The organism is Pseudomonas petrae, from assembly GCF_021728295.1.
GTDB classification, from domain to species: domain Bacteria; phylum Pseudomonadota; class Gammaproteobacteria; order Pseudomonadales; family Pseudomonadaceae; genus Aquipseudomonas; species Aquipseudomonas petrae.
On the sequence record NZ_JAKJXE010000002.1, the window covers coordinates 127,426 to 150,974 of the forward strand.

20 protein-coding genes and 2 pseudogenes are annotated in these 23,549 nt (G+C 61.4%); 8 read left to right on the forward strand and 14 right to left on the reverse strand.

The window, feature by feature from the left end; genetic code table 11:
- Positions 1–3: 3 nt before the first annotated feature.
- Positions 4–630, reverse strand: coding sequence for a TetR/AcrR family transcriptional regulator (locus L4G42_RS04150; RefSeq protein ID WP_237252640.1), 627 nt, complete (start codon positions 628–630; stop codon positions 4–6).
- Positions 631–920: 290 nt separating this feature from the next.
- Here L4G42_RS04150 and L4G42_RS04155 point away from each other — a divergent pair, with 290 nt between their 5' ends.
- On the forward strand, positions 921–1,142 hold the full coding sequence (locus tag L4G42_RS04155; protein WP_237252642.1) for a hypothetical protein: 222 nt from the start codon (positions 921–923) through the stop codon (positions 1,140–1,142).
- A gap of 52 nt (positions 1,143–1,194) precedes the next feature.
- On the opposite strand, the gene L4G42_RS04160 is transcribed toward L4G42_RS04155, so the two are convergent.
- The 6 genes from L4G42_RS04160 to L4G42_RS04185 form a co-directional block, all read right to left on the reverse strand.
- Complete coding sequence (locus tag L4G42_RS04160) at positions 1,195–1,335, reverse strand: DUF2256 domain-containing protein (RefSeq protein ID WP_237259552.1); 141 nt, start codon at positions 1,333–1,335, stop codon at positions 1,195–1,197.
- The gene (locus L4G42_RS04165) at positions 1,332–2,870 is read right to left on the reverse strand and encodes a cryptochrome/photolyase family protein (protein WP_237252646.1); all 1,539 of its coding nucleotides are present in this window, start codon (positions 2,868–2,870) and stop codon (positions 1,332–1,334) included. Before L4G42_RS04165 ends, L4G42_RS04160 begins: the two co-directional genes overlap by 4 nt.
- Positions 2,871–3,016: 146 nt before the next feature.
- Complete coding sequence (locus L4G42_RS04170) at positions 3,017–3,322, reverse strand: protealysin inhibitor emfourin (RefSeq protein ID WP_237252648.1); 306 nt, start codon at positions 3,320–3,322, stop codon at positions 3,017–3,019.
- 25 nt (positions 3,323–3,347) lie between these two features.
- A complete protein-coding gene (locus L4G42_RS04175; RefSeq protein ID WP_237252650.1) occupies positions 3,348–4,412 on the reverse strand; it encodes a M4 family metallopeptidase in 1,065 nt (354 codons plus the stop codon).
- Positions 4,413–5,423: 1,011 nt separating this feature from the next.
- Positions 5,424–6,170, reverse strand: a complete 747-nt coding sequence (locus L4G42_RS04180) for a response regulator transcription factor (protein ID WP_237252652.1) — start codon at positions 6,168–6,170, stop codon at positions 5,424–5,426.
- A complete protein-coding gene (locus tag L4G42_RS04185) occupies positions 6,155–7,453 on the reverse strand; it encodes a GAF domain-containing sensor histidine kinase (RefSeq protein ID WP_237252654.1) in 1,299 nt (432 codons plus the stop codon). The genes L4G42_RS04180 and L4G42_RS04185 overlap by 16 nt, the downstream gene beginning before the upstream one ends.
- A gap of 260 nt (positions 7,454–7,713) precedes the next feature.
- On the opposite strand from L4G42_RS04185, the gene L4G42_RS04190 reads away from it, so the two are divergent.
- The 5 genes from L4G42_RS04190 to L4G42_RS04210 are packed head-to-tail and all read left to right on the forward strand — an operon-like array spanning position 7,714 to position 13,138.
- The gene (locus L4G42_RS04190; RefSeq protein WP_237252656.1) at positions 7,714–8,754 is read left to right on the forward strand and encodes an ABC transporter substrate-binding protein; all 1,041 of its coding nucleotides are present in this window, start codon (positions 7,714–7,716) and stop codon (positions 8,752–8,754) included.
- Positions 8,755–8,813: 59 nt separating this feature from the next.
- The gene (locus L4G42_RS04195; protein ID WP_237259551.1) at positions 8,814–10,271 is read left to right on the forward strand and encodes a sugar ABC transporter ATP-binding protein; all 1,458 of its coding nucleotides are present in this window, start codon (positions 8,814–8,816) and stop codon (positions 10,269–10,271) included.
- Positions 10,268–11,257, forward strand: coding sequence for an ABC transporter permease (locus L4G42_RS04200; protein ID WP_237252659.1), 990 nt, complete (start codon positions 10,268–10,270; stop codon positions 11,255–11,257). Before L4G42_RS04195 ends, L4G42_RS04200 begins: the two co-directional genes overlap by 4 nt.
- Positions 11,254–12,210, forward strand: coding sequence for an ABC transporter permease (locus L4G42_RS04205; protein ID WP_237252661.1), 957 nt, complete (start codon positions 11,254–11,256; stop codon positions 12,208–12,210). The genes L4G42_RS04200 and L4G42_RS04205 overlap by 4 nt, the downstream gene beginning before the upstream one ends.
- On the forward strand, positions 12,197–13,138 hold the full coding sequence (locus L4G42_RS04210) for an SMP-30/gluconolactonase/LRE family protein (RefSeq protein WP_272905091.1): 942 nt from the start codon (positions 12,197–12,199) through the stop codon (positions 13,136–13,138). The genes L4G42_RS04205 and L4G42_RS04210 overlap by 14 nt, the downstream gene beginning before the upstream one ends.
- Before the next feature lie 46 nt (positions 13,139–13,184).
- Here L4G42_RS04210 and L4G42_RS26195 read toward each other — a convergent pair whose 3' ends face one another.
- The 4 genes and pseudogenes from L4G42_RS26195 to L4G42_RS26210 form a co-directional block, all read right to left on the reverse strand.
- On the reverse strand, positions 13,185–14,048 hold the full coding sequence (locus L4G42_RS26195; RefSeq protein ID WP_419789336.1) for a methyl-accepting chemotaxis protein: 864 nt from the start codon (positions 14,046–14,048) through the stop codon (positions 13,185–13,187).
- A pseudogene (locus tag L4G42_RS26200) lies at positions 14,049–15,215 on the reverse strand (HAMP domain-containing protein); the annotation flags it as partial.
- Positions 15,216–15,529: 314 nt separating this feature from the next.
- The gene (locus tag L4G42_RS26205) at positions 15,530–16,087 is read right to left on the reverse strand and encodes a methyl-accepting chemotaxis protein (RefSeq protein WP_419789337.1); all 558 of its coding nucleotides are present in this window, start codon (positions 16,085–16,087) and stop codon (positions 15,530–15,532) included.
- Positions 16,067–16,843, reverse strand: a pseudogene (locus tag L4G42_RS26210) (PAS domain-containing protein); the annotation flags it as partial. The pseudogene L4G42_RS26210 and the gene L4G42_RS26205, both read right to left, overlap by 21 nt.
- A gap of 941 nt (positions 16,844–17,784) precedes the next feature.
- Between L4G42_RS26210 and L4G42_RS04225 the strand changes: the two are divergent.
- The gene (locus L4G42_RS04225) at positions 17,785–19,602 is read left to right on the forward strand and encodes a sensor domain-containing diguanylate cyclase (protein WP_237252668.1); all 1,818 of its coding nucleotides are present in this window, start codon (positions 17,785–17,787) and stop codon (positions 19,600–19,602) included.
- 311 nt (positions 19,603–19,913) lie between these two features.
- On the opposite strand, the gene gloA is transcribed toward L4G42_RS04225, so the two are convergent.
- Positions 19,914–20,444 (reverse strand): lactoylglutathione lyase, encoded by a 531-nt coding sequence (gene gloA / locus L4G42_RS04230; RefSeq protein ID WP_237259548.1) that lies wholly within the window; start codon positions 20,442–20,444, stop codon positions 19,914–19,916.
- 200 nt (positions 20,445–20,644) lie between these two features.
- On the opposite strand from gloA, the gene L4G42_RS04235 reads away from it, so the two are divergent.
- Complete coding sequence (locus L4G42_RS04235; protein WP_237252723.1) at positions 20,645–21,148, forward strand: DUF4946 domain-containing protein; 504 nt, start codon at positions 20,645–20,647, stop codon at positions 21,146–21,148.
- Between the two features lie 494 nt (positions 21,149–21,642).
- Here L4G42_RS04235 and L4G42_RS04240 read toward each other — a convergent pair whose 3' ends face one another.
- Positions 21,643–22,008 carry a histone-like nucleoid-structuring protein, MvaT/MvaU family gene (locus L4G42_RS04240; RefSeq protein WP_237252725.1) on the reverse strand — a complete coding sequence of 122 codons (366 nt, stop codon included), beginning with the start codon at positions 22,006–22,008 and terminating at the stop codon, positions 21,643–21,645.
- 355 nt (positions 22,009–22,363) lie between these two features.
- Complete coding sequence (locus tag L4G42_RS04245; protein ID WP_237252672.1) at positions 22,364–23,461, reverse strand: tetratricopeptide repeat protein; 1,098 nt, start codon at positions 23,459–23,461, stop codon at positions 22,364–22,366.
- Between the last annotated feature and the right edge of the window lie 88 nt (positions 23,462–23,549).

Consider the following 23,549-nt stretch of genomic DNA (forward strand, 5'->3'; position numbering starts at 1 on the left):
GTTTCAGGCGCGGATATCGCGCTCGACCTGGGCCATGTAACTGTCGAAACGCTGCACCAGGTCCACCGTCTCCGGGAAGCGCAGCCATTGCAGCTGCAGCCCGTCCATCATCGCCAGTATCTGGTGAATGATCGCGTCCAAATCCACATCCCCACGCACTTCGCCGGTGGCCACCAGATGGTCGAGCCGTGCCCGCATGCGCCCGTGAATCGTCACGTAGCGGGACTGAAACCACTCCCACCCCGGATGACTGTCCACCAGGCTTTCAGCGTTGAGCATGCTGAACGCGCGGATCACGCCGGGCGCCGTCGCGTTGGAACGGTTGATCTGCCGCAGGCCGCTGACGAAGCCCTGCAGCGTCGGCTCGCTGTGCAAGCTGCTCACCACCTTGTGATTGACCTCGTCGCGACGCGCGAGCACGCCCATCAGCAAGGCGACCTTGTTCGGGAAGTGATGCAGCACACCCGCCACCGAGATACCGACGATGTCGGCGATGCGGGCGATGGAAGCGCCGGTGTAGCCCTCCAGCGAAAACAGCTGCAGCGCGGCGTCGAGTAGTTCTTCGCGGCGCTTTTCACCCTTGGGTGCCCGACGGGTGCGGGGGAGCGTGTCTGACGTATTTCCTGTCATCGGGTTTACCTGGCGTCTCCATGAATTGCAGGTGTCTGGGCGCTTCGGCAAGCCTGTCGCGACGCCGGGTTGCGAGGACGCAACGGGCAGAAAGGGCGCGGCAAGTCGTCGCGGGTGCTGAAACGGCATGCTCTGTTTAAGGGCGCAACCGGGTTTTGGCAAGCGAAAACTGACATTCAGGACTGCCGGCAGTTGGGTGCCACCGTTCAGGTGAGCCCTGTCCAGAAAATGGGAACTCCCGCCGTGCGTGCCTCTCCCTTGAAGTAACTGCCATGCATGGAGATCCACTTATGAACGAACAAGCCAATCCCGGAATCGCCTATCTGATCGAATGCGCCGAGGAGACGACGATTGATTCGCGGCTGTTTGCCATTTATGAAGCCCTGGCCGAAGCGGGCGGGCTCGTTCCCCAGGAATATTTGATCAAGGTGGCACGAGAGACCACGGCAGGCCCCAAGCAGCAGTTATTGATCAGGCTGATCGGCAGAGCCAGTCGCGCTCAGGTTTATTGATCCAACCGGGCAGGCGACCTGCGCGCCCGCCACATTTGACTGCGCCCCCCTTTCACGATCCGGAGTGCTTGCCCCGCCGGCAACGCTCCGAGCAGTAACGCACCTCATCCCAGCAACGCGCCCATTTCTCTCGCCAGGTGAACGGCAGCCCGCACACGGCGCAGGTCTTCACCGGCAGCTCGCTCTTCTTCAAATCGCCTCCCCGGCGTCGAGTTTGCCCAGCAGCGACTCGCCCCTTTGCCACAGGGCGTCCTGTTTCGCTTCGGTCATACGGTCAAGGTTCTTGTAGACCATGCCCATCCGTTGATTGCCCCGTAGCAGGTTGCTGTGGCGCATCACGAAATGCCAGTACAGCGAGTTGAACGGGCAGGCGTCCTCCGTCGTGCTTTCCTTGACCTTGTAGGCGCAGCTGCCGCAGTAGTCGGACATGCGCTTGATGTACTGGCCGCTGGCGCAATAGGGCTTGGAACCGAGGTAGCCGCCATCGGCGTGCATGACCATGCCCAGGGTGTTGGGCAGCTCGACCCAGTCGAAGGCGTCCATGTAGATCGCCAGGTACCATTCGCAGATCTGCCTGGGCGCGATGCCGGCCAGCAGGGCGAAGTTGCCGGTGACCATCAGCCGCTGAATGTGATGGGCGTAAGCGTGTTCAAGGCTCTGACCGATGGCCTGGCCCATGCAGTTCATCTTGGTCTGCCCGGTCCAGTAGAACTCTGGCAGCGCGCGGGTGTTGCCGAAGAAGTTGCCGTCGGCGTAATCCGGCATCTTCAGCCAGTAAACGCCGCGCACGTACTCCCGCCAGCCGATCAGTTGGCGGATGAACCCCTCGGCGGCGTTCAGCGCAATGCCCCCCGACCAGTAGGCCGACTCGACGTCGCTGCACAGTTGGCGCAGGTCGAGCAGGCCAATGTTCAACGCCGCGCTGATGCGGGCATGGAAGAGGTAGGGCTCGTCGATGGCCATGGCGTCCTGGTAGTCGCCGAAGGCGGCCAGTCCGTAATCGAGAAAGTACTGCCACAGGGCCTGGGCGTCGGCGTGGGTCACCGGGTAGTCGAAGTCATCGAGGGAGCCGTAATGACCTGAGAACCGATCACGCACCAGCTCCAGCACGTCGCGGGTCATGGCGTCCGGGGCGAAGCGTGCGGGGTAGGGCGCCGAGACCTTCTTCGGCAGCGCCTTGCGGTTTTCCGCGTCGAAATTCCAGGCACCGCCCACCGGTGTGCCGTCGCTGTTGAGCAGCAGGCGCTGCTTGCGGCGCATCTCGCGGTAGAAGAATTCCATGCGCAGCTGCACCTTGCCGCTGGCCCACGTGGCGAACGCTTCGCGGGAACACAGAAAGCGCGTGTCGCTGTGCCAGACCAGCGGCAGGCCGCATTCCCGGACCGAATGCTCCAGACGCCAGTCGCCGCACTCGGTGGCGTGGACTTCTTCGGCCTTCAACGACGCGTGCCAGCGCTGCAATTCAGCAGGCACCGAGCCGGTGTTCAGCGGATCGTCCAGCGTTACGTACTGGACGATGATGCCGCGCTCCTGCAGCGCCTGGGCGAAATGGCGCATGGCGCTGAAGATCAGGGCGATTTTCTGCGGGTGATGGGCGACATGGGTGGCTTCTTCCATGACCTCGACCATCAGCACGGCGTCGCGCTCGGGGTCGAGTTCGGCGAGGGAGGCCAGGTCGAAGGACAACTGGTCGCCGAGGACCAGGCACAGGCGGCGGACGGGCATCATCGATCCGTACCCTGTGACGCGCAGGCAATGCCGGTTAGTAGCGTGGACCGACGGAGGAGAAATGAGCGAAGGTTGGGCACGGGATTCCTGAAGGGCAGGGAGTGATGGCGCCGAGCATAGCGGTTTGCCCGGCGCGCGGTCATGGGCTAGCTCGATACGTGGCGCCGGACGCACTGCATCAGGCCCTGCAACGGACCGGATTCCACCGGAGCGGGGACGCAGACCGTGCGCTCCCGGTCGCCTTCGCTGATGGTCAGCGTGTAATGCTGCATGCCGCGCAGCGCACGGGCCGGGTGCCGACCTTCCGGCAACGCGAAGAACTCGGACGCGTCGACCAGTTGCCGCAGCTCTTGCTGGTCAGGTTCGGGCAGGGCGTCCACCTCAATGGTGTTGGGCCTGTTCAGCCCGGGAAAATAGGCGACCCCGCCGCTTTCGCTGAATGAGATACGCATGGTGGTGGTTCCTCGTCATGGCGGATCATTGCGCGTTAATGCCCACGGCCGCCCAACCTTCTTTTACCGCGATTTGTGCTGCTTCGCCTACACCGTACAGCCGGCCGGCGACGTCGTGGGTGATCCGCGCAAACCGCACGAAGCCGGCATTGGGGCGCAGGCGTGAGTCGCGCAGCGCGTCGTACCAGATGCGCCCGGCCTTGTCCCAGGCATGACCGCCGATGCGCGTCGCCACGTGATAAAACGCATGGTTGGGAATGCCCGAATTGATGTGCACGCCGCCGTTGTCATCGTAGGTGTGGACGAAGTCGTCCATGTGACCGGGCTGCGGATCCTTGCCCAGCACTGTGTCATCAAAAGCGGTGCCGGGAGCTTTCATCGAGCGCAGGGCGCTGCCGGTGATCTTGTCGGTGAACAGGCCTTCGCCGATCAGCCAGCTGGCCTGCTCGGCGGTTTCTTTCAGGGCGTACTGCTTGATCAGCGAACCGAACACGTCAGACATCGATTCGTTCAGCGCGCCGGCCTGGTTGAAGTAGACGAGGCCGGCTTCGTCTTCGGTGACGCCGTGGGCCAGTTCGTGGCCGATCACGTCCAGTGCGATGGTGAAGCGATTGAACAGCGACTGATCGCCGTCGCCGAAGACCATCTGCGCGGAGTTCCAGAAGGCGTTGTTGTAGCCCTTGCCGAAGTGCACGGTGGCGTCGAGGGCCATGCCGGCGTCGTCGATGGAGTTGCGGTCGAACACGTCGAAGAAGAAATCGAAGGTGGCGCCCAGGCCGTCGTAGGCTTCGTCGACGGCCACATCACCGCTGACTGGCTGGCCTTCGCCACGTACGAGCGTGCCGGGCAGGGTTTCACCGCCGTCGGCGGTGTAGATGGAACGGCGTTTGCCGGTGGGTGTTGCAGCGGCCAGGTGAACGAGGCGCCGATCGGGTTGCGCGCTGAGGCGCAGGGAGCGGAAGGTGTTGTCTTTGGCCCGCGTGCGCAGCGCCGCTTCACGCTGGGCCTTGTTGCCGTTGCGCGCAATTTGGTCCAGCAGATACGGGGGAATGAGGCAGAGGATGGGGTTACGCGTGTGGTTCCTGCACATAGGCAATGCTCCTGAGTGACATCGTTCGATTGAGCGACGCTTCGCGGTCTCGCTTTAATCGACAAGCGCGGATGGTGCGGCGTTCCCCATTGCGACACCGCACGCAGTTAGTAGGACCGGCTTTAGCCGGGAAGAGCGTCTGCCTGGGGGCAGACTGTTTCGCCTTCGGCGAGTTACTTGGAAAAGCACCCCAAGTAACCAAGGGTGCTTGCTCCTGGCTTGGTTCCTCCTACGTCGGAATACCCTCACTCCGGTCTCGCTCCGTGGGCCCGCCGCCATCCGCCATCCATGGCGGGGGGCGGCTCTCGCGGCATCCATGCCGCTCGGCCCACTCCACGAGACCTGCGTTCAGCCTGCACCCAAGTCGCGATTGGCGGTGACTGGACCTTTTGTGTACGAAGATCAAAAGCAGATCAAAAGCTTCCCGGCTAAAGCCGGTCCTACAGTCAGAGTCAGTCCCACTGACTGCACGCGTTGCTTTTTAGTGGGACCGGCTTTAGCCGGGAAGAGGCCAGCTCAGGCGCCGACATTTTTGCTGATAGCACCCCTTCCCTGTGGGAGCGAGCTTGAATGATCGTGCCCACGCTCTGCGTGGGTATGCAGCCCACGACGCTCCGCGTCATCTGAGGGGCAGAGGTGGTGATGTTTGGAATGCAGGACGCGGAGCGTCCGGGTCGGCATTCCCACGCAGAGCGTGGGAACGATCACCATCTGCTTGTGATCTGCTTTTGATCTTCGTACACAAAAAGTCCAGTCACCGCAAAACGCGACGTTGGTGCAGGCTGAACGGAGGTCTCGTGGAGTGGGTCGAGCCGCATGGATGCGGCGAGAGCGCCGTCAGGACATGGATGTCCGTTCGGCGCGGGCCCACGGAGCGGGACCGGAGTGAAGGAACCCGACGAAGTCGGGCCAAACCAGGAGCAGGCACTTTTGCTTACTTTTGGTGCTTTTCAAAAGTAAGTCGCCGAAGGCGAAACCAGAGGCCCTTAGGCCGACGCTCTTGATCTTCTCTCAGTCTCCCCTAAACAGATGCCGCGCCGGGTTTTTCAGCCACAGTTGCAGTTCGGCTTCGGCCTGTTCCAGCGCCGTGCGGTTGAGCAGGCGGCGGAGCAGGGCGACGTTCACGGCGCGGGCGCGGAGGTTGAAGGCAGTGCTGCGGTCGCCGGCTTCGTCCGGTTGGTAGACGCCGAGCTTTTCGTAAAGCTGTTGCAGCCGGTTCTGCACGCTGCGCAGCGACAGGTTGCGGCGGGTGGCGATGGTGCGGTCGGTCAGGCCGAGGGCGATGTCCTGCAGCACTTCGTATTCGCCATCACTCAGCCCGGACAACTGATCGTGGGCCTTGAGCTGCACGCCGCGAATCTCGCGGTCGATCACGCACTGCTGCTCGATGAACAGCCCCCGCAATGCCAGACGCAGGCGCTCTTCCGACGCGGTCTTGAGGATGTAACCGTAGGCCGCCCCCTGGGGCACGATGCGCGCGATGCCCCGCACATAGGCCTCATCCGAGTAATTCGACCAGAACAGAATCGACGTGTCCGGCTGCTGTCGCCAAATGGTTTTGGCAGCTTCCACGCCGGTGCGGCATGGCATCTGCAGGTCCATCACCACGGCATCCACGGGGCTCTGGCTGAACATTTGCTCGCCGATCTGGCCGTCTTCGGCCTCCAGCAAACGCGTGCATTCCGGCAGGGCCACTTCGATCACTTCGCGCAGGAACGCCCGGTGCACCGGGTCGTCTTCAATCAGCAGGACTTGCATGGCGTCTCCGTTAAAAGCGCTGGCCCAGAAACAGCCGCCGTCTCATCAACAAGGGCGAGAGCAGCCAGCGGCAGGCAGACCCTGACCCGCGTGCCTCGCTCGTGGGGCCCGCGCTCGATATACAACTGCGCCGCCATCAGTTGCGCGCGCACCTGCATGTTCTGAATGCCGCCGCTGTTGAACCGATGCCCCAGGTCCAGCCCAACGCCGTCATCGTCAATCGTCAGCTGCAAAAGCCCGCGTTCGTGGCTGATGTGGATGACGATGCTGTCGGGCATGGCGTGCTTGATCGCGTTGTTCACCGCTTCCTGAATGATGCGGAACACCGCGACCTTCACCGACTCCGGCAAGCGATCGCCCATGCCGTCGGTGCTGTCCTGCAGACGCGTTTCGATGCTCAGGCCGCTGTCGCGTACGCTGCGCCGCAACAGGTCTTCAACGCCTTCTTCGAAGCCGAACAACTGCAGCACCGTCGGCTTGACCGCATCGATCAGTTGCCGCAGCTCCTGCATGCTGTCCTTGAGCGAGCAGGCGATGCCGCGCAAGTCCTCGCCCGGCACGCTGGGCAGGGTTTGCAGGCGGGCGATGCGCCGGTGCAGGCGGGTCATGTCGGCGAGGGTCTGGTCGTGCAAGTCCATGCCGACCCGCTGACGTTCACGCTCCAGTTCCTCGGTCAGGCGCAGCGCGCCCTGGCGCAGGCCTTCTTCTCGGGCACGCACTTGTGCTTCGGCGATGGCCAGTTGTTTGGCCTGTTCGGTCTGGCGCAGGGCATACACGTAGGAAGCCAGCAGATCGGCGACGTGCTGGGTGTGGCGCACGTCATCCAGGGTGTAGAAATGCTCGGTGTGTTTCGAGCAGCTCAGGGCGCCGATGATTTCGCCCCGCGCGCGTAAGGGCACGTGCAGGCGACTGCGCAGGCGGGCGTCGAAAATAGGGTGGTTGGCGGCGCCGGGGAAGGCGAAACGTGCGTCGTTCATGGCGTCGTGGGTCAGCAGAAACGCCTGCTCGCCCAACAGCACCGCTCGAATTGGGCTGGTATGCACCGGCATCGGCTGGGCGACATCGCCCCACAATGTGTGGACGCCGCTTTCGTAGGTGATGTGCTCGCGGCCGTCGAGAATGAACAGGCACACGTCGAGGTGGTCGTGGGGCAGGATCGGGCTGATTTCCCGGGAGACGGCGTCGATCATCGACTGGAAATCCAGCTGGCCGGCGAGGGCCCGGGAAATACCCAGAAAATGATGCAGCACGTCTTCGGCAAGGGTGTGCGGTCGCTGTGCCATGGGCTCCAACCTGTTTTTATTTTTGGAATCGAACACTTTTTAAGATAGAGCACGGAGCGGTCGAGTCATTATGGCCCCTGCACCGCAAAAAGAACGCAGGATCCTGCAGGTCGGTTGCGGGATCCCGCATCAGGTCTGCACGATTGACCACTGACGCTCCGCGCCGGCCAGTGCAGACTCGCCGCGTACTGTTCGTAATAAGGTGCGACCGACGCCGTCGGCCACCCTGCAGCCCCCATAAAAATAACAAGGGTTCAACTATGAAAAGTCGTCGTCATCCGCTACGCCGTTCGTTGCTCTGCGCTGCACTGGCCGTGGCGCCCCTGATGGCTCTGCCCGTCGCTGCCCACGCCGATACTGCCGACAAGAAGATCGCGCTCTCCAACAATTACGCCGGCAATTCCTGGCGCCAACTGATGCTCGCCAGCTGGCAGCAGACCACTGACAAAGCCGTCAAGGATGGCCTGATCGCGTCGGCCGACAGCTTCACCACGGCGGAAAACCAGGCCACCGAGCAGGCCGCGCAAATCCAGAACCTGATCCTGCAGGGCTATGACGCCATCGTCATCAATGCCTCGTCGCCGACAGCGCTCAACGGCGCGGTGAAACAGGCCTGCGACGCCGGCATCATCGTCGTCTCCTTCGACGGTACCGTCTCCGAGCCGTGCGCCTACCGCATCTCCATGGACTTCAAACAGACCGGCATCGAGCAGATGGATTACCTGTCCGAGCGCTTCCCCCAGGGCGGCAACGTCCTGGAAGTGCGTGGTCTGGCCGGCGTGTCGGTGGACGAGCGCATTCACTCCGGCATCACCGCCGGCGCGCAGAAACACCCGAACCTGAAAGTGATCGGAGAAGTGAACGGCAACTGGTCACCGACCGTGGCGCAGAAAGCCGTTTCCGGCGTGCTCCCCAGCTTGCCGAAAGTCGACGCCGTGGTGACCCAGGGCGGCGAAGGCGTCGGCATTGCCCAGGCCTTTGTCGCGGCAGGCCGCCCGTTGCCGGCGATCATCTTCGGCAACCGCGAAGAAGAGCTGAGCTGGTGGAAAAAGCAAAGCGACACCCAGGGCTATCAAAGCTTTTCGATCAGCAGCGGACCGAGCATTTCCAGCCTGGCGTTCTATGTCGCGCAGCAGTTGCTCGACGGCAAAAAAATGCCCCATGACCTGTTGTCGCCAGCGGTCACCGTCACCCAGCAGACCCTCGACGCCAGCCTGAAGGACCTGCCCAAGGGCGGGATCGTCAGCGAGACCTACAGCGTCGACGACGTCGCCAAGCTGAAGCCCGCCGCTTCCCTGTGAGCTTTTCCATTTGAGCACCGCGGGCCGCGCTGCCTGCGGCCCGCAAAGGAATTCTGACCATGAACGCAAATGGACCTGTGCGGGTGGCCTTCGCCGGCGCCGGCAAATCGTTCGGCGCCGTACGTGCCCTGTGTGATGTCGACCTGAGCGTGCGCGCCGGCGAGTGCCTGGGCTTGATCGGCCACAACGGCGCGGGCAAATCGACCCTGATGCAAGTGCTCGCCGGCACCCTGGCCGCCGATTGCGGGCAGCTGCTGATCGAAGGCCGCGACCTGCGCGAAGGCTATTCGGTGCAAGTGGCGCGGCAGCACGGCATTCGCTGCGTGTTTCAGGAGCTGTCGCTGTGCCCGAACCTCAACGTGGCAGAGAACACCCGACTGATGTCACCGGCCCTGCGCGGCTTCGGCTGGCGGCGTCGGGCCGGTGCGCTGATCGAAGCGATGCTGGAGCAGATTTTCCCCGGCCACGGCATCGAAGCCGATGACATCGTCGCTGACCTGTCCATCGGCAAGCGGCAGATGGTGGAAATCGCCCGGGCGTTCATCAACGTCGATGAGCGCCTTGATCTAATCATCCTCGACGAACCCACTTCATCCCTCGACGCGCGGGTTGCCGAGCAGCTGTTGCGTCACGTGCGGCGGTTCGTCGAGGGCGGCGGCAGCATCGTGCTGATCAGCCACATCCTCGGCGAAATGCTCGGCGCCTGTGACCGCATTGCGGTGATGCGTGACGGCAGAATCGTTGAAACCCGCGCGGCGCAGGCCTTCACCCACGATTCGCTGGTGGAAGTCATGGGCGGCACTGCACGTGAACAGCAGCAGGCGACACAGGATTACGCCTCTCGACGTGAGCACGGCAGCCCGCGCGTGCAACAGCGTCCGGCGCGACAGGCGGATGGCCGCACGGTGCAGGCGTTTACCGGCGAGATCGTCGGGCTGTCCGGGCTGGCCGGCCACGGCCAGAGCCAGTTACTGACCCAGGTGCTGCGCGACTGCGTCAAGCACGGCACCGGCGCCAGTTTCGTCGCCGGCGACCGCCAGACCGACGGCGTGTTTGCGCTGTGGTCCATTGGCGAAAACATCACCATCGGCTCGCTCAACCAGCTCAAGCGCGGCCTGCTGCTGGACCCCGACGCCGAGCAGGCCATGGCCGACGACTGGATGAAGCGCATGAGCATCCGCACCCCTGACATGCGCAACCCGATCCTGTCGCTGTCCGGCGGCAACCAGCAAAAAGCGTTGTTTGCCCGGGCGCTGGCCTCCGACAGCCAGATCATCCTGATGGACGACCCCATGCGCGGCGTCGATGTCGGCACCAAGCGCGAGGTGTATTCGATTCTGATGGAGGAGGCCGCCCGCGGCCGCACGTTCATCTGGTACACCACCGAACTGGAAGAGCTGACCTATTGCGATCACGTGTATGTGTTCCGCGACGGCCAGACCGTGCTCGACATGCCGCGCAGTGAATTGAGCGAGGAGCGCATCTTGCGCAGCTCCTTCGCCGAGGAAACCCCATGAATGCCCCGTTGAATTCTGTTGCCCGCGCACCTGTCGCGACGCGCAACAACGCCGCGCGCCGTGCCCGCATGCTCCGCGCCGCCTTGCCGGCGGTGTCGCTGGTGGTCTTGCTGGCGACCATCTTCATCATGCAACCCAGGGCCATGAGCTACATGGGCCTGCACCTGATGCTCAACCTGGCGGTACCGATTGCCCTGGCGACCATCGCGCAGATGCTGATCATCAGCGTCAACGACCTCGATCTGTCCATGGGCAGTTTCATCAGCTTCGTCGCCTGCGTGGCGGTGACGCTACTCGATCAGCACCCGTTTCTCGGCTGGCTGGCGCTGGCCGGGTGCGTGGGTGTGTATGCCTTGCTCGGCGCGCTGATCCATAGCCGCAACCTGCCGTCGATTGTCGTCACCCTGGGCATGTCGTTCATCTGGGTCGGCGGCGCGATTCTGCTGTTGCCGTCGCCCGGCGGGACGGCGCCGCAGTGGCTGCAAACCCTGGTGCGAATCAAGCCGCCGCTGATTCCGCTGGCGATCATCGTGTGCATCGTACTCGGGCTGGCGATGCATTTTTTCCTGATGCGCTCCACCGTCGGCGTGGTGCTGCGCGGCGCCGGCGGCAATCCGCTGGCGATCGCCAAGGCCGGCTGGTCGCTGCTGCGTATCAAGGTGGCGATGTACGCCATGGCTGGGGGCTTCGGCGTGTTGTCGGGGCTGTTTCTGGTGGGTCTGACCACGTCGGCCGACGCCAACGTGGCGCTGCGTTACACCCTGCTGTCCATCGCCGGGGTGATTCTCGGCGGCGGCGAATTCGTCGGCGGGCGCGTGTCGCCCATGGGCGCGGTGCTCGGCGCGCTGACCCTGGTGCTGGCCGGTTCGTTGCTGTCGTTCATCCGCATCTCGCCTGACTGGCAGATCGGCGCCCAGGGCGCGATTCTGATTTTCGTGCTGGCGCTGCGTGCGGCGGTCAATCGTCTGGAGGTACGCCCGCTATGAGCACGTCAACTGTTGCAGCGCTGCGCGGCAAGCCATGGCTGTGGTCATTCCTTGCCGCGTTATTGATCTGGGCGGCGACGCTGGTGTTCACCGGCGGGCAGGGTGCAGGCGCGCTGCTGTCCGGCGCGCTGGCGTTCTCGACCTTCTTCGCGATTGTCGGCATCGGCCAGATGTTCGTCATCAGCACCGGGCCTGGCAACATCGATCTGTCGATCCCGGCCAACATCGCCCTCAGCGGCGCGCTGGGCATGAAGCTGATGGACGGCCAGGACGCGAACATCTGGCTGGGCGTGATCGGCGTGCTGGGCATCGGCGTGCTGGTGGGCTGCGGCAATTTCGCGCTGATCCGCCTGCTGCGCATTCCTCCGATCATCGCGACCCTGTCGGCGAGTTTCATCCTGCAATCTCTGGCCATCGCCTATGGCCGCAGCGTGCGGGTGCCGCCGCCGGACAGTTTCTACACCTTCGCCACCGGCCGCGTGTTTGGCGTGCCTTACCTTGCCATCGTGGTGATCGCTGTGGCGGTGCTCATGGGTTACGTGCTGACCCGCACCCGCTACGGTCGCTCGGTGCTGGCCATCGGGCAGAACGCCCGCGCCGCCGAACTGGCCGGTATTCGGGTCGGTCGGATGCGCTTCGCCACCTACGTGCTCTGCGCCGTGTTCGGCAGCCTCTGCGGCCTGACCCTGGCCGGGTTTTCCGGTGGTGCGTCGCTGGGCATGGGCGAGGAATACCTGGTGGCCTCCATCGCCGTCGTGGTGATCGGCGGCACCTCGGTGGCGGGCGGGTTCTCCAACGTGCCGGGTATCTGGGGCGCGTCGCTGTTTCTGTACCTGCTGGTGAGCATGCTCAACACCTTCGGCGCCAGTGCCGGGGTGCGGCTGATCCTCACCGGGCTGATCATCATTGCGGTGATTACCGCTGTCAGCGGACGCAAAAATGCCCGCGCCTGAATTAAGGATCGACCCTGTGTCCGACGAACTCTACGAATGCCATGACAAGCGTTTCCACCGCCTGATCCTGCCCAACACCCAGCTTGAGCGCCTGTACGACCAGTGCCGCTGGGCCGAAGGGCCGGTGTGGTTCAACGACGGCGGCTATCTGCTGTGGAGCGACATCCCCAACCAGCGCATGTTGCGCTGGACGCCGGAGCAGGGCGTGTCCACGTTCCGCACCCCGTCGAATTTCGCCAACGGCAACACCCGCGACCTGCTGGGCCGGCTGATCACCTGCGAGCACGGCACGCGCAGCGTCACCCGCACCGAACCGGACGGTTCGATCACCGTGCTGGCCGAGCGGTTCGAAGGTAAACGCCTGAACTCGCCGAATGATGTGGTGGTGCACCGCGATGGCGCGGTGTGGTTCACCGACCCCAGCTACGGCATTCTCACTGATTACGAAGGCTATCAGGCCGAAGAAGAGCAGCCGGGCCGCCACGTCTACCGCATCGACCCGGACAGCGGCGAGATCGCCTGCATGGCCAACGATTTCGTGCAGCCCAACGGCCTGGCGTTCTCCCCGGACGGGCAGACCCTGTACATCGCCGATTCCGGGCGCTCCCACGACCCCGACGGGCCCCATCACATCCGCGCGTTCGAGGTGATCAATGGCCGCGAACTGGGGCAGTGGCGGGTGTTCGCGGTGATTGAACCGGGCGTACCGGACGGCATGCGCGTCGATGTGCAGGGCAATGTCTGGACCAGTGCCGGCGACGGCGTTCAGTGCTTCGCCGCCGATGGCACCTTGCTGGGCAAGATTCGCCTGCCGGAGAAGGTCGCCAACCTGACCTTCGGCGGCCCGCGCCGTAACCGCCTGTTCATCACCGCGAACACGTCGTTGTACTCGGTGTACGTGGCGGTGGCGGGGGCTCAGGTGCCTTGAGCGTTGGCTGAATGGCGCGCCGCGTTTTGTGCTGCGCGCCCGGTCCTCAAAGTTTGAAGCGACCGACCACGGTGCGCAGTTCGCCGGCCAGCAGCGACAGTTCGTCCGCCGTTACCGCGTTGTCCTCGATGCCTTCCATCAACATGAAGGTGCCGTTGCGGATCCCGGTGACGTTGCGGTTGATGTCCTCGGACACGGCGTGCTGCTGAACGGCAGCGCTGGCAACCTGGGTGTTCATGCCGACGATCGACTCCACGCCTTCGTTGATCGCGTTCAGGCTTGAAGACGTCTGATCGGCTGACGTCAGGCAATCCTGCGCCCGGTCCTTGCCTGCTTTCATCTGCTCTACGGCAGCGGTGGTCGCCATTTGCAATTGCTGGATGATCCGCTGGATTTCTGCGGTGGAGTTCTGCGTGCGTGAAGCCAGGGTTCTCACTTCATCCGCGACCACGGCAAAGCCACGGCCTTGCTCGCCGGCGCGGGCGGCTTCGATGGCGGCATTAAGGGCGAGCAGGTTGGTCTGGTCGGCGATGTTGCGGATCACTTCAATGACCCCGCCGATTTCCTGACTGTGCAGCGCGAGCGCCGCGACCTTTTGCGCGCTGAGGTCGACTTCGCCGGCCAGCGCCTCGATGGTCTGGCGGGTCTGCTGCATGACGTCCAGGCCTTTGCCCGATGCCTGGCTGGCCTGTTCCGCTGCACGCGCCGCGCCTTCGGTGTTCTGGGCGACGTCGGCGACACTGGCGGTCATTTCGTTGATCGCCGTGGCGACCTGTTCAGTTTCCCCCTGCTGGGCGTTCATCGACATTTTGGCGCGGTCGATGGACGCACTCAGGCGAGCCGACGCGTCGGACACCGAGCGCGAACTGCGCTCGACCTGAGCGAGGGACTCACCGAAGGCCTGGACCATGTGATTCAAGCCGGTGCCGATGTCGGCCATTTCGTCTTTGCCCGTCACGTTGACACGTGCCGTGAGATCGCCTTGGGCGATGCGACGCGTGGCGCCCAACATGGCTTCCATGGCTTGGCGCATGGCGCTGTAGATCCCGCTGAAGGCATAGATCAGCAGCAGGCCGGCGATGACGAACATGGCCAGCATGGCGGTGCGTTCAGCCGACTTGTCCTGAACCCGTTGCTCCAGCACCGCAGACAGTGCCGCCTGCAAAGCGTCCTGCGCCTTGTACAGCTCGGCGACCACGGCGTTGCCTTTTGCCGGCACCCCCTGCATGCCGGTGATGGTGTTTTGCGGTGAGGCAATCAAGTTTTCCAGGTCACTGCGAAAGCTATCCAGGCTCGAAAGCCCGCTGATCACAGGGGACTGGATGCGATCCGTGAGCGCCGGTTCCTGACGACGCAACAGGCTGAGGCTCTGCAGCAATTCCTGGCGAATCTGGGTTTCTTGCTTGAGCAGCGAGCTGAGCATGCCACGGGTGGCGTCTGTCAACGGCTGGCCTTCATGCAGACCGCTGGCCAGGCCGCGCAAGTGGCCGACGATGTTGATCTGACGCGGCAGACGCAGGGTGCTTTGATCGATCAGGAACAGCGAGGCGTAGTCTTCGTCGAGCACCATCCCGGAGGTGGCGGAGACGAAGTAGATGAAATTCAGCGTCTGGGTGAGCTGGTCGCTCCATTGATGAAACATGCTCGCCTGATCGGCGCCCGCACGGGTCTGGTTGATCAGCCCGTCGGCCCCGGAACGCAGGCGCTGCACGCGGTCGCCTGTTTCCAGCTCGACGGTGAACTGGCGGTTGGTGGTTTCCAGTTTGGTGAAGGCTTCCTGCAGTTTGGCCTGGTTGGCCGCGAGGTCAGGTTGGGCCGTTGGATCCCCGCTGAGCAGGCGGTTGGTCAATGCCCGTTGCAGCATCGACAGTCGCAGTACGGGGGTAACGTCCATCAGATAGCGCTGACCGACTTGCTCGGAATGGATGTTATCGATGCTGGCGTTGAGCTGATGCAACAGGCGCGCGCCCAAAAGTGCCAAGGGGAGCAAAACGATGATGGCAAGCAGCGCGAACTTGGCGGGAAAGCGCAGGCGGTCGGTCAGGTACACGGCAGGGGCAAGAATATTCATCCACATCTCAAGGCCCCAGATCGGGGTAATTGGGTTTTTGTCGGCGAGAACGTTCCTTTCTCTCGGGATTCAGTGGGGTTGACGACGTCGGTGCAGGAAGCGCTATGGCTGGGTGCGCGTCGTTTTGATCCATCTGTCGGCGCAGATCCTATTAACTTTATAAATAGGTATGCGTCCGTCCAGATCATCTACCCAGCCCCGCTAAGTCAGGACATGGTGTGTACCTAAACGCTTACGAGGCTCCAGCGGTAATCACTAAACAAGTGACTTCAAGCGCCTTTCGGGAGGGAGTGTGGAATGTAGCTCCTGGTCTCTTAGAGCTACTTCAACTGATTCGTAAATCTCCCTACCGCCCGTACTACCTGACGCGCTCCTTCCTGGATTTCGACAATTACCGCGCCCGCCTCGTTGGCCAGCATCAAACCCTGCTCAGCCTTGCCCCGGCTGGTGGCCATGCGGTGAACGGCAGCATCAGTCAAACTCTGATTCTGCTGTACCACTGTTACGATCTCTTCGGTTGCAACACTGGTGCGCCCGGCTAATTGCCGTACTTCGTCGGCTACGACTGCGAAGCCTCTGCCCTGCTCACCAGCTCGTGCGGCCTCGATGGCAGCATTAAGTGCAAGAAGGTTGGTCTGCTGGGCTATGCCGCCAATGGTCTGGACGATGGAGCTGATTAACATGGATTGCTTTTCTAAAGCCTCAATCCCAGCAGCAGCAGACTGTAGCTCATCGGAAATACTGCGCATGGTTTGTACTGTGTTCTGTACAACATCAGCTCCACGCTTGGCTACGGCATCTGTCTGCTGGGAGATATCAAATGCGATAGTTGCTGCCTTACTAACCTCTTCCTCACGGGCCAATTGGTCAGTGATCACAGTGGCGAACTTCACAACCTTGTAGAGCTGTCCCTGTGCGTTGCGCACCGGGTTATAGTTTGCTTCAAGCCAAACCACACGCCCCGCACTATCAACGCGCTTGAAACGGTCAGCCACAAAGTCTCCCCGACTGAGCGTTGCCCAGAACTCTTTGTAGTGGGAGGACGCTGCATCAACTGGATGACAGAATAGGCTATGGTGCTTATCTTTGATCTGCGCCAAGTCGTAGCCCATCGCACTCAGAAACTGATTGTTCGCGGTCAGAATCTGGCCCTTAAGGTCGAACTCGATCACCGCAGTGGAGCGCAGCAGCGCCTGGATGAAAGCAGCATTCTCGGCAGAAACATCAACAGTCTCCGTTATATTGGAACCAAATGCATGGATGCTTCGCAGTTCACCGCTCTCATCCACAATGGGCTGCCAAAGGCCACGGAACCAAGCTAATCTGCCGTCAGCCAGCTGAAAGCGATACGTATCGATAACAGCTTCACGGTTGTGAACGCTGTCCAGCAAGTTGCGGTAACAATCCAGCTGCCTCACATACGCAGGTATAAAATCTTCTATTGAATTCCCCAGCACCTGCTCGGCGCGGCAGCCCAGCATTTTTAGAAAACCATCGTTAGCCTCCGTTACCCGATACTGGCTATCAAGAACTACCCGCACCAAGCACGTATCAATGCCTTTCAGCAGTTGCCGAGATACTAATACCTCAGATTGCAGCGCCTGCAATTCCACTTTCAAGCGAGTATTGAACATAGCCAGACCTATAGTGAAAAAATTAGAGAAAGACGGTATTTCTGCTATGTATCACCGAAACTTTTAAAAGTGCTGTGGACTCCAGAAACTGGAGATAGCTCTCTTGTTGCCGCTGATCAAGCGGCGAGCCAACACATCATCCTGACCCCATTGCCTCAAGCAAGGGCATAAGGAAGGTGTGTTGCGCGGACGGTTACGATTCTTGTGGGCACAATTGATCGTACACCCTATTGAGCGCTCGAAAATTTATCTTTGAACTTATATTTATCTCGGCTGTATGCCTGATAAGCGTAGCGCCTTGGGCTGGCTGGTCGCAGCGGTGATCTGACTGATTTTTTTCACCGAGTGATGTGTGGGTCGACAAACACCCAAGACTAACGTTGGCTCGCTCAAACCACCTAAATACCTCCGTTCGGACACATTAGGCATGTCTTGAAAACTGAGTCTGGTTTAGCTTAGTGCCACGATGAGCGGCTCACACTTGGCTGACCCCTCGGCAGGTGTGCATGCGTAACCCAAGTGTCTATCGCTTTGAAAGCGAGATGTCCGAGTGGTGCAAATGGCTGTATGGCACCACGCTCCGAATGGCGTAACCAGACAAAACTCCTCCCCTATACCTGGCGTCATCACCCAGTGGTTGATCCGGATCTTGCTCCCCGATACAGACGTAAAATGGCCTGACTGCCGCAGCTTGGGAGAGGGTAGGTGACTTGGCCGGACGCTTACCTAAAAAGTTGTACAACCGAAAATATTTGTATAGATTTGATGCTGAATCGATTAACTGACGTCTTTTTGATATCATTTTTCTCAGCTCGGTCAAACTCTCTTTTGCCCCTGACCGCTGCGCGACCTTCCGTCATGATCGCGCGATGATCACGTGCGGGGAGTAGTGGCCATGAGATATCATTCAACCCGTATTTCTATAACCGAGGGCGCACGCCATGACCTGTTCGCTGGAAATTGAGCAGAAGCGCCTGTCAGCGGTTCACGCTTTGCAATGGCTGGAAACCGCACACAGTGAGGATTTCGACCGCCTGTGCCGCCTCGCCGCTGCGCACTTTCGCGTGCCGACGGTGCTGGTCTCGCTGGTGGAAAAAGATCGCCAGTGGTTTCCCGGGCGCGTGGGTTTCGACGCGAGCCAGACGCCTATCGAACAGTCGTTTTGCCGGTTCACCATCCAGACTTCCGAAGTCATGGTGGTCAACGATGCCCGCCTGGATCCGCGCTTTGCCGACAACGCGCTGGTCACCCGACCTGAGGGCATCCGTTTCTACGCCGGGGCGCCGTTGTGCAATCAGCACGGCGATGTGCTCGGCAGTTTTTGCCTGATCGACACAGTCCCCCGCACGCTGCAACCCGACGAAGTGGCTGTCCTCGAAGATTTTGCGCAACTGGTCATGGGCCAGGTCGAGCAGTGCCAGGTGATGCGCTACCGCCACCCGGTCAGCCGCCTGCCCAATTTGCAGCAGTTCTTGCTGGACACCCAGGGCGTTGCGGTGATCGGCAGTCAGGTGCGGCTGATGGTGGTGATCCGCACCCACCCGGTCGCGAGCGCTGCGGATGTCAGCGTCACCCGCAATCTGGATGCGCAGCAAACCTGCGGCGATATGGCGCACTGCCTGCGCCGCCGTCTGGATGGCATCGCCGAGCTCTACCACGTCAGCGAACTGGATTTCTGCCTGCAGATCAGCTGCGAGCGGCATCGCCGGGACGAGTTGATTCGCGTCCTGCTGACGCTGATTACCGAGCCTTTTACCCATCAGCAGATCGCGGTGGGCCTTGCATGCTGTGACGACGGCGAGCAATCCGCGGCGGCGCTCATGGGCAAAGCGACCCACGCGGCAGGGAGGGCCGTTTATCGACAGGTGCCGTGGGCGGCGTATGACGAAGCCGAGGATTGCGCTCAGCGTCGCGCCTTGACGCTGCTCAGCGAACTTGCCGAATCGCTGGTCAATGGCGACATCTATCTTGAGTACCAGCCGCGTTTCAGCCTGCAGGATGGCCGCTTGCTCAGTGTCGAGGCGTTGATTCGCTGGGTTCACCCTGTGCTGGGCAAGATCTGGCCGGGGGAATTCATTCCGCTGGTCGAGAGCGCTGGCAGGATCAGCACGGTGACCCGCTGGGTGATCGACCGCGCGCTGACCGATCTCAGTGGCTGGATCGGCGAGGAGGTGCGGCTGTCGCTCAACCTGTCGCCGCTGGACTTCGCCGATCTGGACATCGCCTTGACGCTGCAAAACGCCTGCAACAAACACGGCGTCCAACCCTCACGGCTCGAGGTGGAGATCACCGAAGGCGAGTGGATTCGAGCCGACAAACGTGTCATCGCGCAGCTCACCCGAATCCGCGAGCTGGGCGTTGACGTGGCGATCGATGATTTCGGCGCGGGCTACAGCAACTTTGCCTACCTGCATGAGATCCCGGCCAACATCCTCAAGCTGGACAAATCCCTGGTCACGGACCTTGAGAGCAACCCGCGCAACCGCATCATCGCGCGATCCGTGCTGCACCTGGCCAGTGAGCTGGGTTATCGGACCGTGGCGGAAGGCGTCGAGACTTTCTGTTGCATGAGCCTGGTGCGAGATTTCGGCTGCGAAGAGGCCCAGGGGTATTTCCTGAGCCGGCCGCTGAAACTGCAACAGCTTAAAGAGCAGTGCCAGAACATTGCGCTGACGTTCATCGCCGAGGTTGTGGGTACGTGGGTAGAGGAGGAGCGGGTTGGGGTGGTTGGGGGGAATCAGGTGATAGAAGCGGCGTGACGCCTGAGCCTTTCCCGCAGTAGGACCGGCTTCAGCCGGGAAGAGGCCAGTGTGACCACCCTCAATTCTGCGGCGTGATGCCTGACGCTTTCCCGGCTAAAGCCGGTCCTGCAGTCGAGGTCATGGCCGGTCATACAGTCGAGGTCACAGCCGGTCTCGCTGGCTGCACGTGCTGCTTTTAGTGGGACCGGCTTCAGCCGGGAAGAGGCCGGTGTGAACACCCTCAATTCTGCAGCGTGATGCCTGACGCTTTCCCGGCTAAAGCCGGTCCTACAGTCGAGGTCGCAGCCAGTCCCACCAATCGAGCGTGATTACTCGCCTGTTACCGGCGTTGGCTGGATGATTTCGACCCAGTAGCCATCCGGGTCCTTGATGAAGGCCAGGCTTTTCATGCGGCCGTCGGTCAGGCGTTTCTGGAAGTCCACGCCCAGTTCTTCGAAGCGCGCACAGGCGGCGTGCACGTCCGGCACCGAGATGCAGATGTGACCGAAGCCGCGCGGGTCGGTGTTGCCGTTGTGGTAGGAAAACTCAGGGTCTTTTTCGGTGCCGTGGTTGTGGGTCAGTTCGAGCACGCCGGGGATGCCTTTCATCCAGACGTTGCGCGCAGCGTCGTCCTGAGGGATCTGCGCTTTATCCACCAGCGCCAGGAAATACAGGCTGAATTCCGCTTCCGCGAAGTCGCGTTTTTCCACCAGGCTGAAGCCCAGCACGCGGGTGTAGAAGTCCAGGGAAGCGGTGGCATCCTTGACGCGCAACATGGTGTGGTTGAACACGAATTGTGCGGTCGAGGCGTCCGGGGTGGCCGTGACGCCGGGGAAAGTATTCAGGTCGTGCAGACTCATGGTTGTCTCCGGGTTAACGCTAAAATGTTGCGTAATGATACGGGCTCATGAACGACGCGCCAAACAGAAGGCGCATAAAGCCAGGCTTCCGGCTTGTGGGCAATGGATGACCGGCTCACACTTCGCGGCTCGACATTCAGGTACCGCCCATGCATCTCTCATTGCGCTCATGCGCCCGCGTTGCTTTCTGTTTCGTGCTGATGATTCCGGGCGTCGCGTCTTCGGCGGACGCCATGATCATCTGGCCCGAAGGCTGGGAAGTTGAAGCGCTGCCCCAGCCGCCGGCGAGCGAAGGTCAGCCCGCCGTGCAAATACGACAGCGTGCGGTTAAAAACGATCAGAACGGTGATCCGGCCATGGTGGTCGAGTTGACCCAGACGCAGCTTCAGCCTGGTCATTCTGTCAACGTGCAAAGCGTGCTGCTGGAAATGCGCAAGGCGGTGCAGGTCAATTTCGCCCGCGGTGGCTTTCAGAGTGTCTGCACGCGAATGAAGGACAGCACGCTGAGTGACATCCCCGCGATGGAGACCACGTGCACGATCACCCAGAACGGCAATCACGTCATGACCCAGACGCTCGTGGCGGCGGCCAGTCCGGAATTGGCGTGGTCGTTGTCATACGCCGGCTCGGCAGAAGGCTATGGGGCCCATAAAGACGAAGTGTTGCAGATCAGGAATGGACTGCGCCTGGGGTCGGCGCCGTAGGTCGAGGCGGGTTTACACAAATCGCGGGCATAAAGAAGCCCGCCGAAGCGGGCATTGGGGCGCTAATCCTTTAGCAGCCTCCATCCTCTATAAACCGGTGTGAAAAAAACGTGAAGCTCACGAGCCGTTCAGCCGCAGAGGGCAAAATTTATCGGCCACTATATGAAGGCTCATAGCCAGCTTCAGCGCGCACCCAGTCCATACTTAATGGGGTTAATGCAACTCGACAAGCTCGATGGTTGAGCGTGCTTTAAGCCAGCGGTGAAAGGGAAGCGATATATCACATTAATACGAGTCTGTTCAGCTAATTGTCAGGTTGAATATTAAATGCCGGGCCTGCGCCAGCACGCATTATTTAAACTGCGTAAAACGTTGGTCGCAATCATCAGCGTTTAAAGCACTTGTTCCATTGCCATATCCCTACATTTGCAGAGAAGCTCCGCGAGCAGAGCTTCCTCTCAATGTTGCAGGCCAATGTTGCAGAGAGCAGAGGTCTAGCGGCCGCGTAACCAGGAATCAACGGATTCAGCGCCGTATTGTAGTTTCCAGTTTTTCAAACCGCGATGATTGCCGCCTTTGGTCTCGATCACTTCGCCGGTGTGCGGGTTTTGATAGACCTTGACGACCCGCGGACGACGACGCTTCGGGGCCGCAGGCGCGGCACTGGAAGCGCCGGTGTGAGGGTCGAGGATGGCGATGATGTCCCGCAAGGTCTTGTCGTACGTGCTCATCAGGGCCTGAAGCTGCTGCTCGAACTCGATTTCCTTCTTCAATCCGACGTCGTTCTTCAGATACTCCAGCTGGGCCAGCTGCTCCTGAAGGGCTTTTTCTGCTGCGCGAAATTCGGCAAGTCTGGACAAAATGATACTCCGGCAATTAATGGCTGTTGTCAGCTCAATGCAAGCAACAATGCAAGCAACAAGACGCGCGTCTGGGTCTGCTGCTGTTGGTTCACCACTTTCTACCGCGCCCTTGACATCAGGATCAGCCGTCGACACTAACTTCATGGGGATGAACGTTGGTATCGCTACGGGGTAGTTCAGTTGTGGCGCGAGTAAATAATGCACGTTTTTTACGCGTTGTAAAATAGCGGATGACTAATTGTTAAGTGAAACATCCCGGCGACGATAAGCGGGTCTGACAAAAAAACAATAATAGGCGCAAACCGTTGTAAGTAATTTCTTATACTTTAGCGCTAATGGAAACTATGCCGTCCTAGAGGCCTTGCTGCAGGGCCGGATCATCTGCGTTCAACTGCTCCAGTTCAGCCAGGAGCACCTGCACCTTTTGCAGCTGCCCGGCCTCGGTCCAGTAGCGAATCAGCAGAATCCTCGCGCGGCGGTCGGCGGGTTCGCGCTGCAGAATGTCTTCCAGCTGACGCTGCGCGGCTTCGAGCTGGTCGAGATCGTGAAGCGCAACGGCGAGGTCGTAACGGTAACCGGTGTTGTCAGGCTCCAGCTCAATGGCCCGAGTCAGGGGGAGCAGGGCGTATTCGTTCTGTTTATGACGCAGCAGCCATTGGCCGAGTGCGTGTTGCGCCAGGGACGACTGGGGCTGTTTCGCCAGCCACTGGGCGAGCAACTGGCGCGAGCGGTCGGCCTGGCCCTGACCGTCGAGCAACTGCACCAGCGCCAGCCCGGTCTCAAGGTTGTCCGGCTCCAGTCTCGCGGCCATTTCCAGTGCCTCGATGGCCTTTTGCGGAGTGGCGTTATTGAGGTAAAGCCGGGAAAGCGCGAGCTGGCGTTGCGCGCTCGGCGGCTGGGCGGTCAGCGCTTGCTCATATTGCTGGGCGGCCTCTTGCAGCGCGCCGTAATACAGGCCCAGTTCATCCGGGCTCAGGGGCAGTAAGGCGCGCACTGCGCTGAAACGCACCTGATCATCGGCATCGTCCAGCAGCGGGCCGATCAGCGTGCTGCGTTGATCTTCCGGCAGCATGGCGGTCACCGTCTCGATGGCTGCCTGCTGAACCAGCGGAGCAGGGCGTTTGAGATCGCCGCGCAGAATTTTCACTGCCTGCGTGCTGGGGTAATTGACCAGTTCGGCGAGAAGCCCTGCACGACGGATGTCGGACAGGTCGGTACGGGTGAATTGTTGATACAGCACCCGCGCGGCGCCGGGCTTGCCGTCATGGGCCTGCTCCAGTGCTTCGGCGTAGCTGTGATTGACCTGCGGGGCAGCCGGCGGCGCATGCCAGTTTCGCACCAGCATCGCCATGGCGATGATCAGCAGCAACAGCGCCAGCGCAATTGCCACCTGCCAGCGGCGTTGAGCCTTTAGCTGAGCGGGTGTGCGCCGGGAAGACGATTCAGACATATCGGTTTCCGTGTGTGCGTGTGCAGCAGCTTCGGGGAGAGACCGCCGAGTGTCAAACGCTGTGGGGATGGGTTCCTCCCTCGGACGC

Bases quoted from the DNA above. Each gene is read 5' to 3' on its own strand.
- L4G42_RS04210 (WP_272905091.1), top strand. From the start codon at position 12,197: ATGCCCGCGCCTGAATTAAGGATCGACCCTGTGTCCGACGAACTCTAC.
- L4G42_RS04190 (WP_237252656.1), top strand. From the start codon at position 7,714: ATGAAAAGTCGTCGTCATCCGCTACGCCGTTCGTTGCTCTGCGCTGCA.
- L4G42_RS04170 (WP_237252648.1), bottom strand. From the start codon at position 3,322: ATGCGTATCTCATTCAGCGAAAGCGGCGGGGTCGCCTATTTTCCCGGG.
- L4G42_RS04180 (WP_237252652.1), bottom strand. From the start codon at position 6,170: ATGCAAGTCCTGCTGATTGAAGACGACCCGGTGCACCGGGCGTTCCTG.
- L4G42_RS04195 (WP_237259551.1), top strand. From the start codon at position 8,814: ATGAACGCAAATGGACCTGTGCGGGTGGCCTTCGCCGGCGCCGGCAAA.
- L4G42_RS04235 (WP_237252723.1), top strand. From the start codon at position 20,645: ATGATTCCGGGCGTCGCGTCTTCGGCGGACGCCATGATCATCTGGCCC.
- L4G42_RS04155 (WP_237252642.1), top strand. From the start codon at position 921: ATGAACGAACAAGCCAATCCCGGAATCGCCTATCTGATCGAATGCGCC.
- L4G42_RS04200 (WP_237252659.1), top strand. From the start codon at position 10,268: ATGAATGCCCCGTTGAATTCTGTTGCCCGCGCACCTGTCGCGACGCGC.
- L4G42_RS04150 (WP_237252640.1), bottom strand. From the start codon at position 630: ATGACAGGAAATACGTCAGACACGCTCCCCCGCACCCGTCGGGCACCC.
- L4G42_RS26195 (WP_419789336.1), bottom strand. From the start codon at position 14,048: ATGGTCCAGGCCTTCGGTGAGTCCCTCGCTCAGGTCGAGCGCAGTTCG.
- L4G42_RS04245 (WP_237252672.1), bottom strand. From the start codon at position 23,461: ATGTCTGAATCGTCTTCCCGGCGCACACCCGCTCAGCTAAAGGCTCAA.
- gloA (WP_237259548.1), bottom strand. From the start codon at position 20,444: ATGAGTCTGCACGACCTGAATACTTTCCCCGGCGTCACGGCCACCCCG.
- L4G42_RS04175 (WP_237252650.1), bottom strand. From the start codon at position 4,412: ATGTGCAGGAACCACACGCGTAACCCCATCCTCTGCCTCATTCCCCCG.
- L4G42_RS04165 (WP_237252646.1), bottom strand. From the start codon at position 2,870: ATGATGCCCGTCCGCCGCCTGTGCCTGGTCCTCGGCGACCAGTTGTCC.
- L4G42_RS04205 (WP_237252661.1), top strand. From the start codon at position 11,254: ATGAGCACGTCAACTGTTGCAGCGCTGCGCGGCAAGCCATGGCTGTGG.
- L4G42_RS04185 (WP_237252654.1), bottom strand. From the start codon at position 7,453: ATGGCACAGCGACCGCACACCCTTGCCGAAGACGTGCTGCATCATTTT.
- L4G42_RS04225 (WP_237252668.1), top strand. From the start codon at position 17,785: ATGACCTGTTCGCTGGAAATTGAGCAGAAGCGCCTGTCAGCGGTTCAC.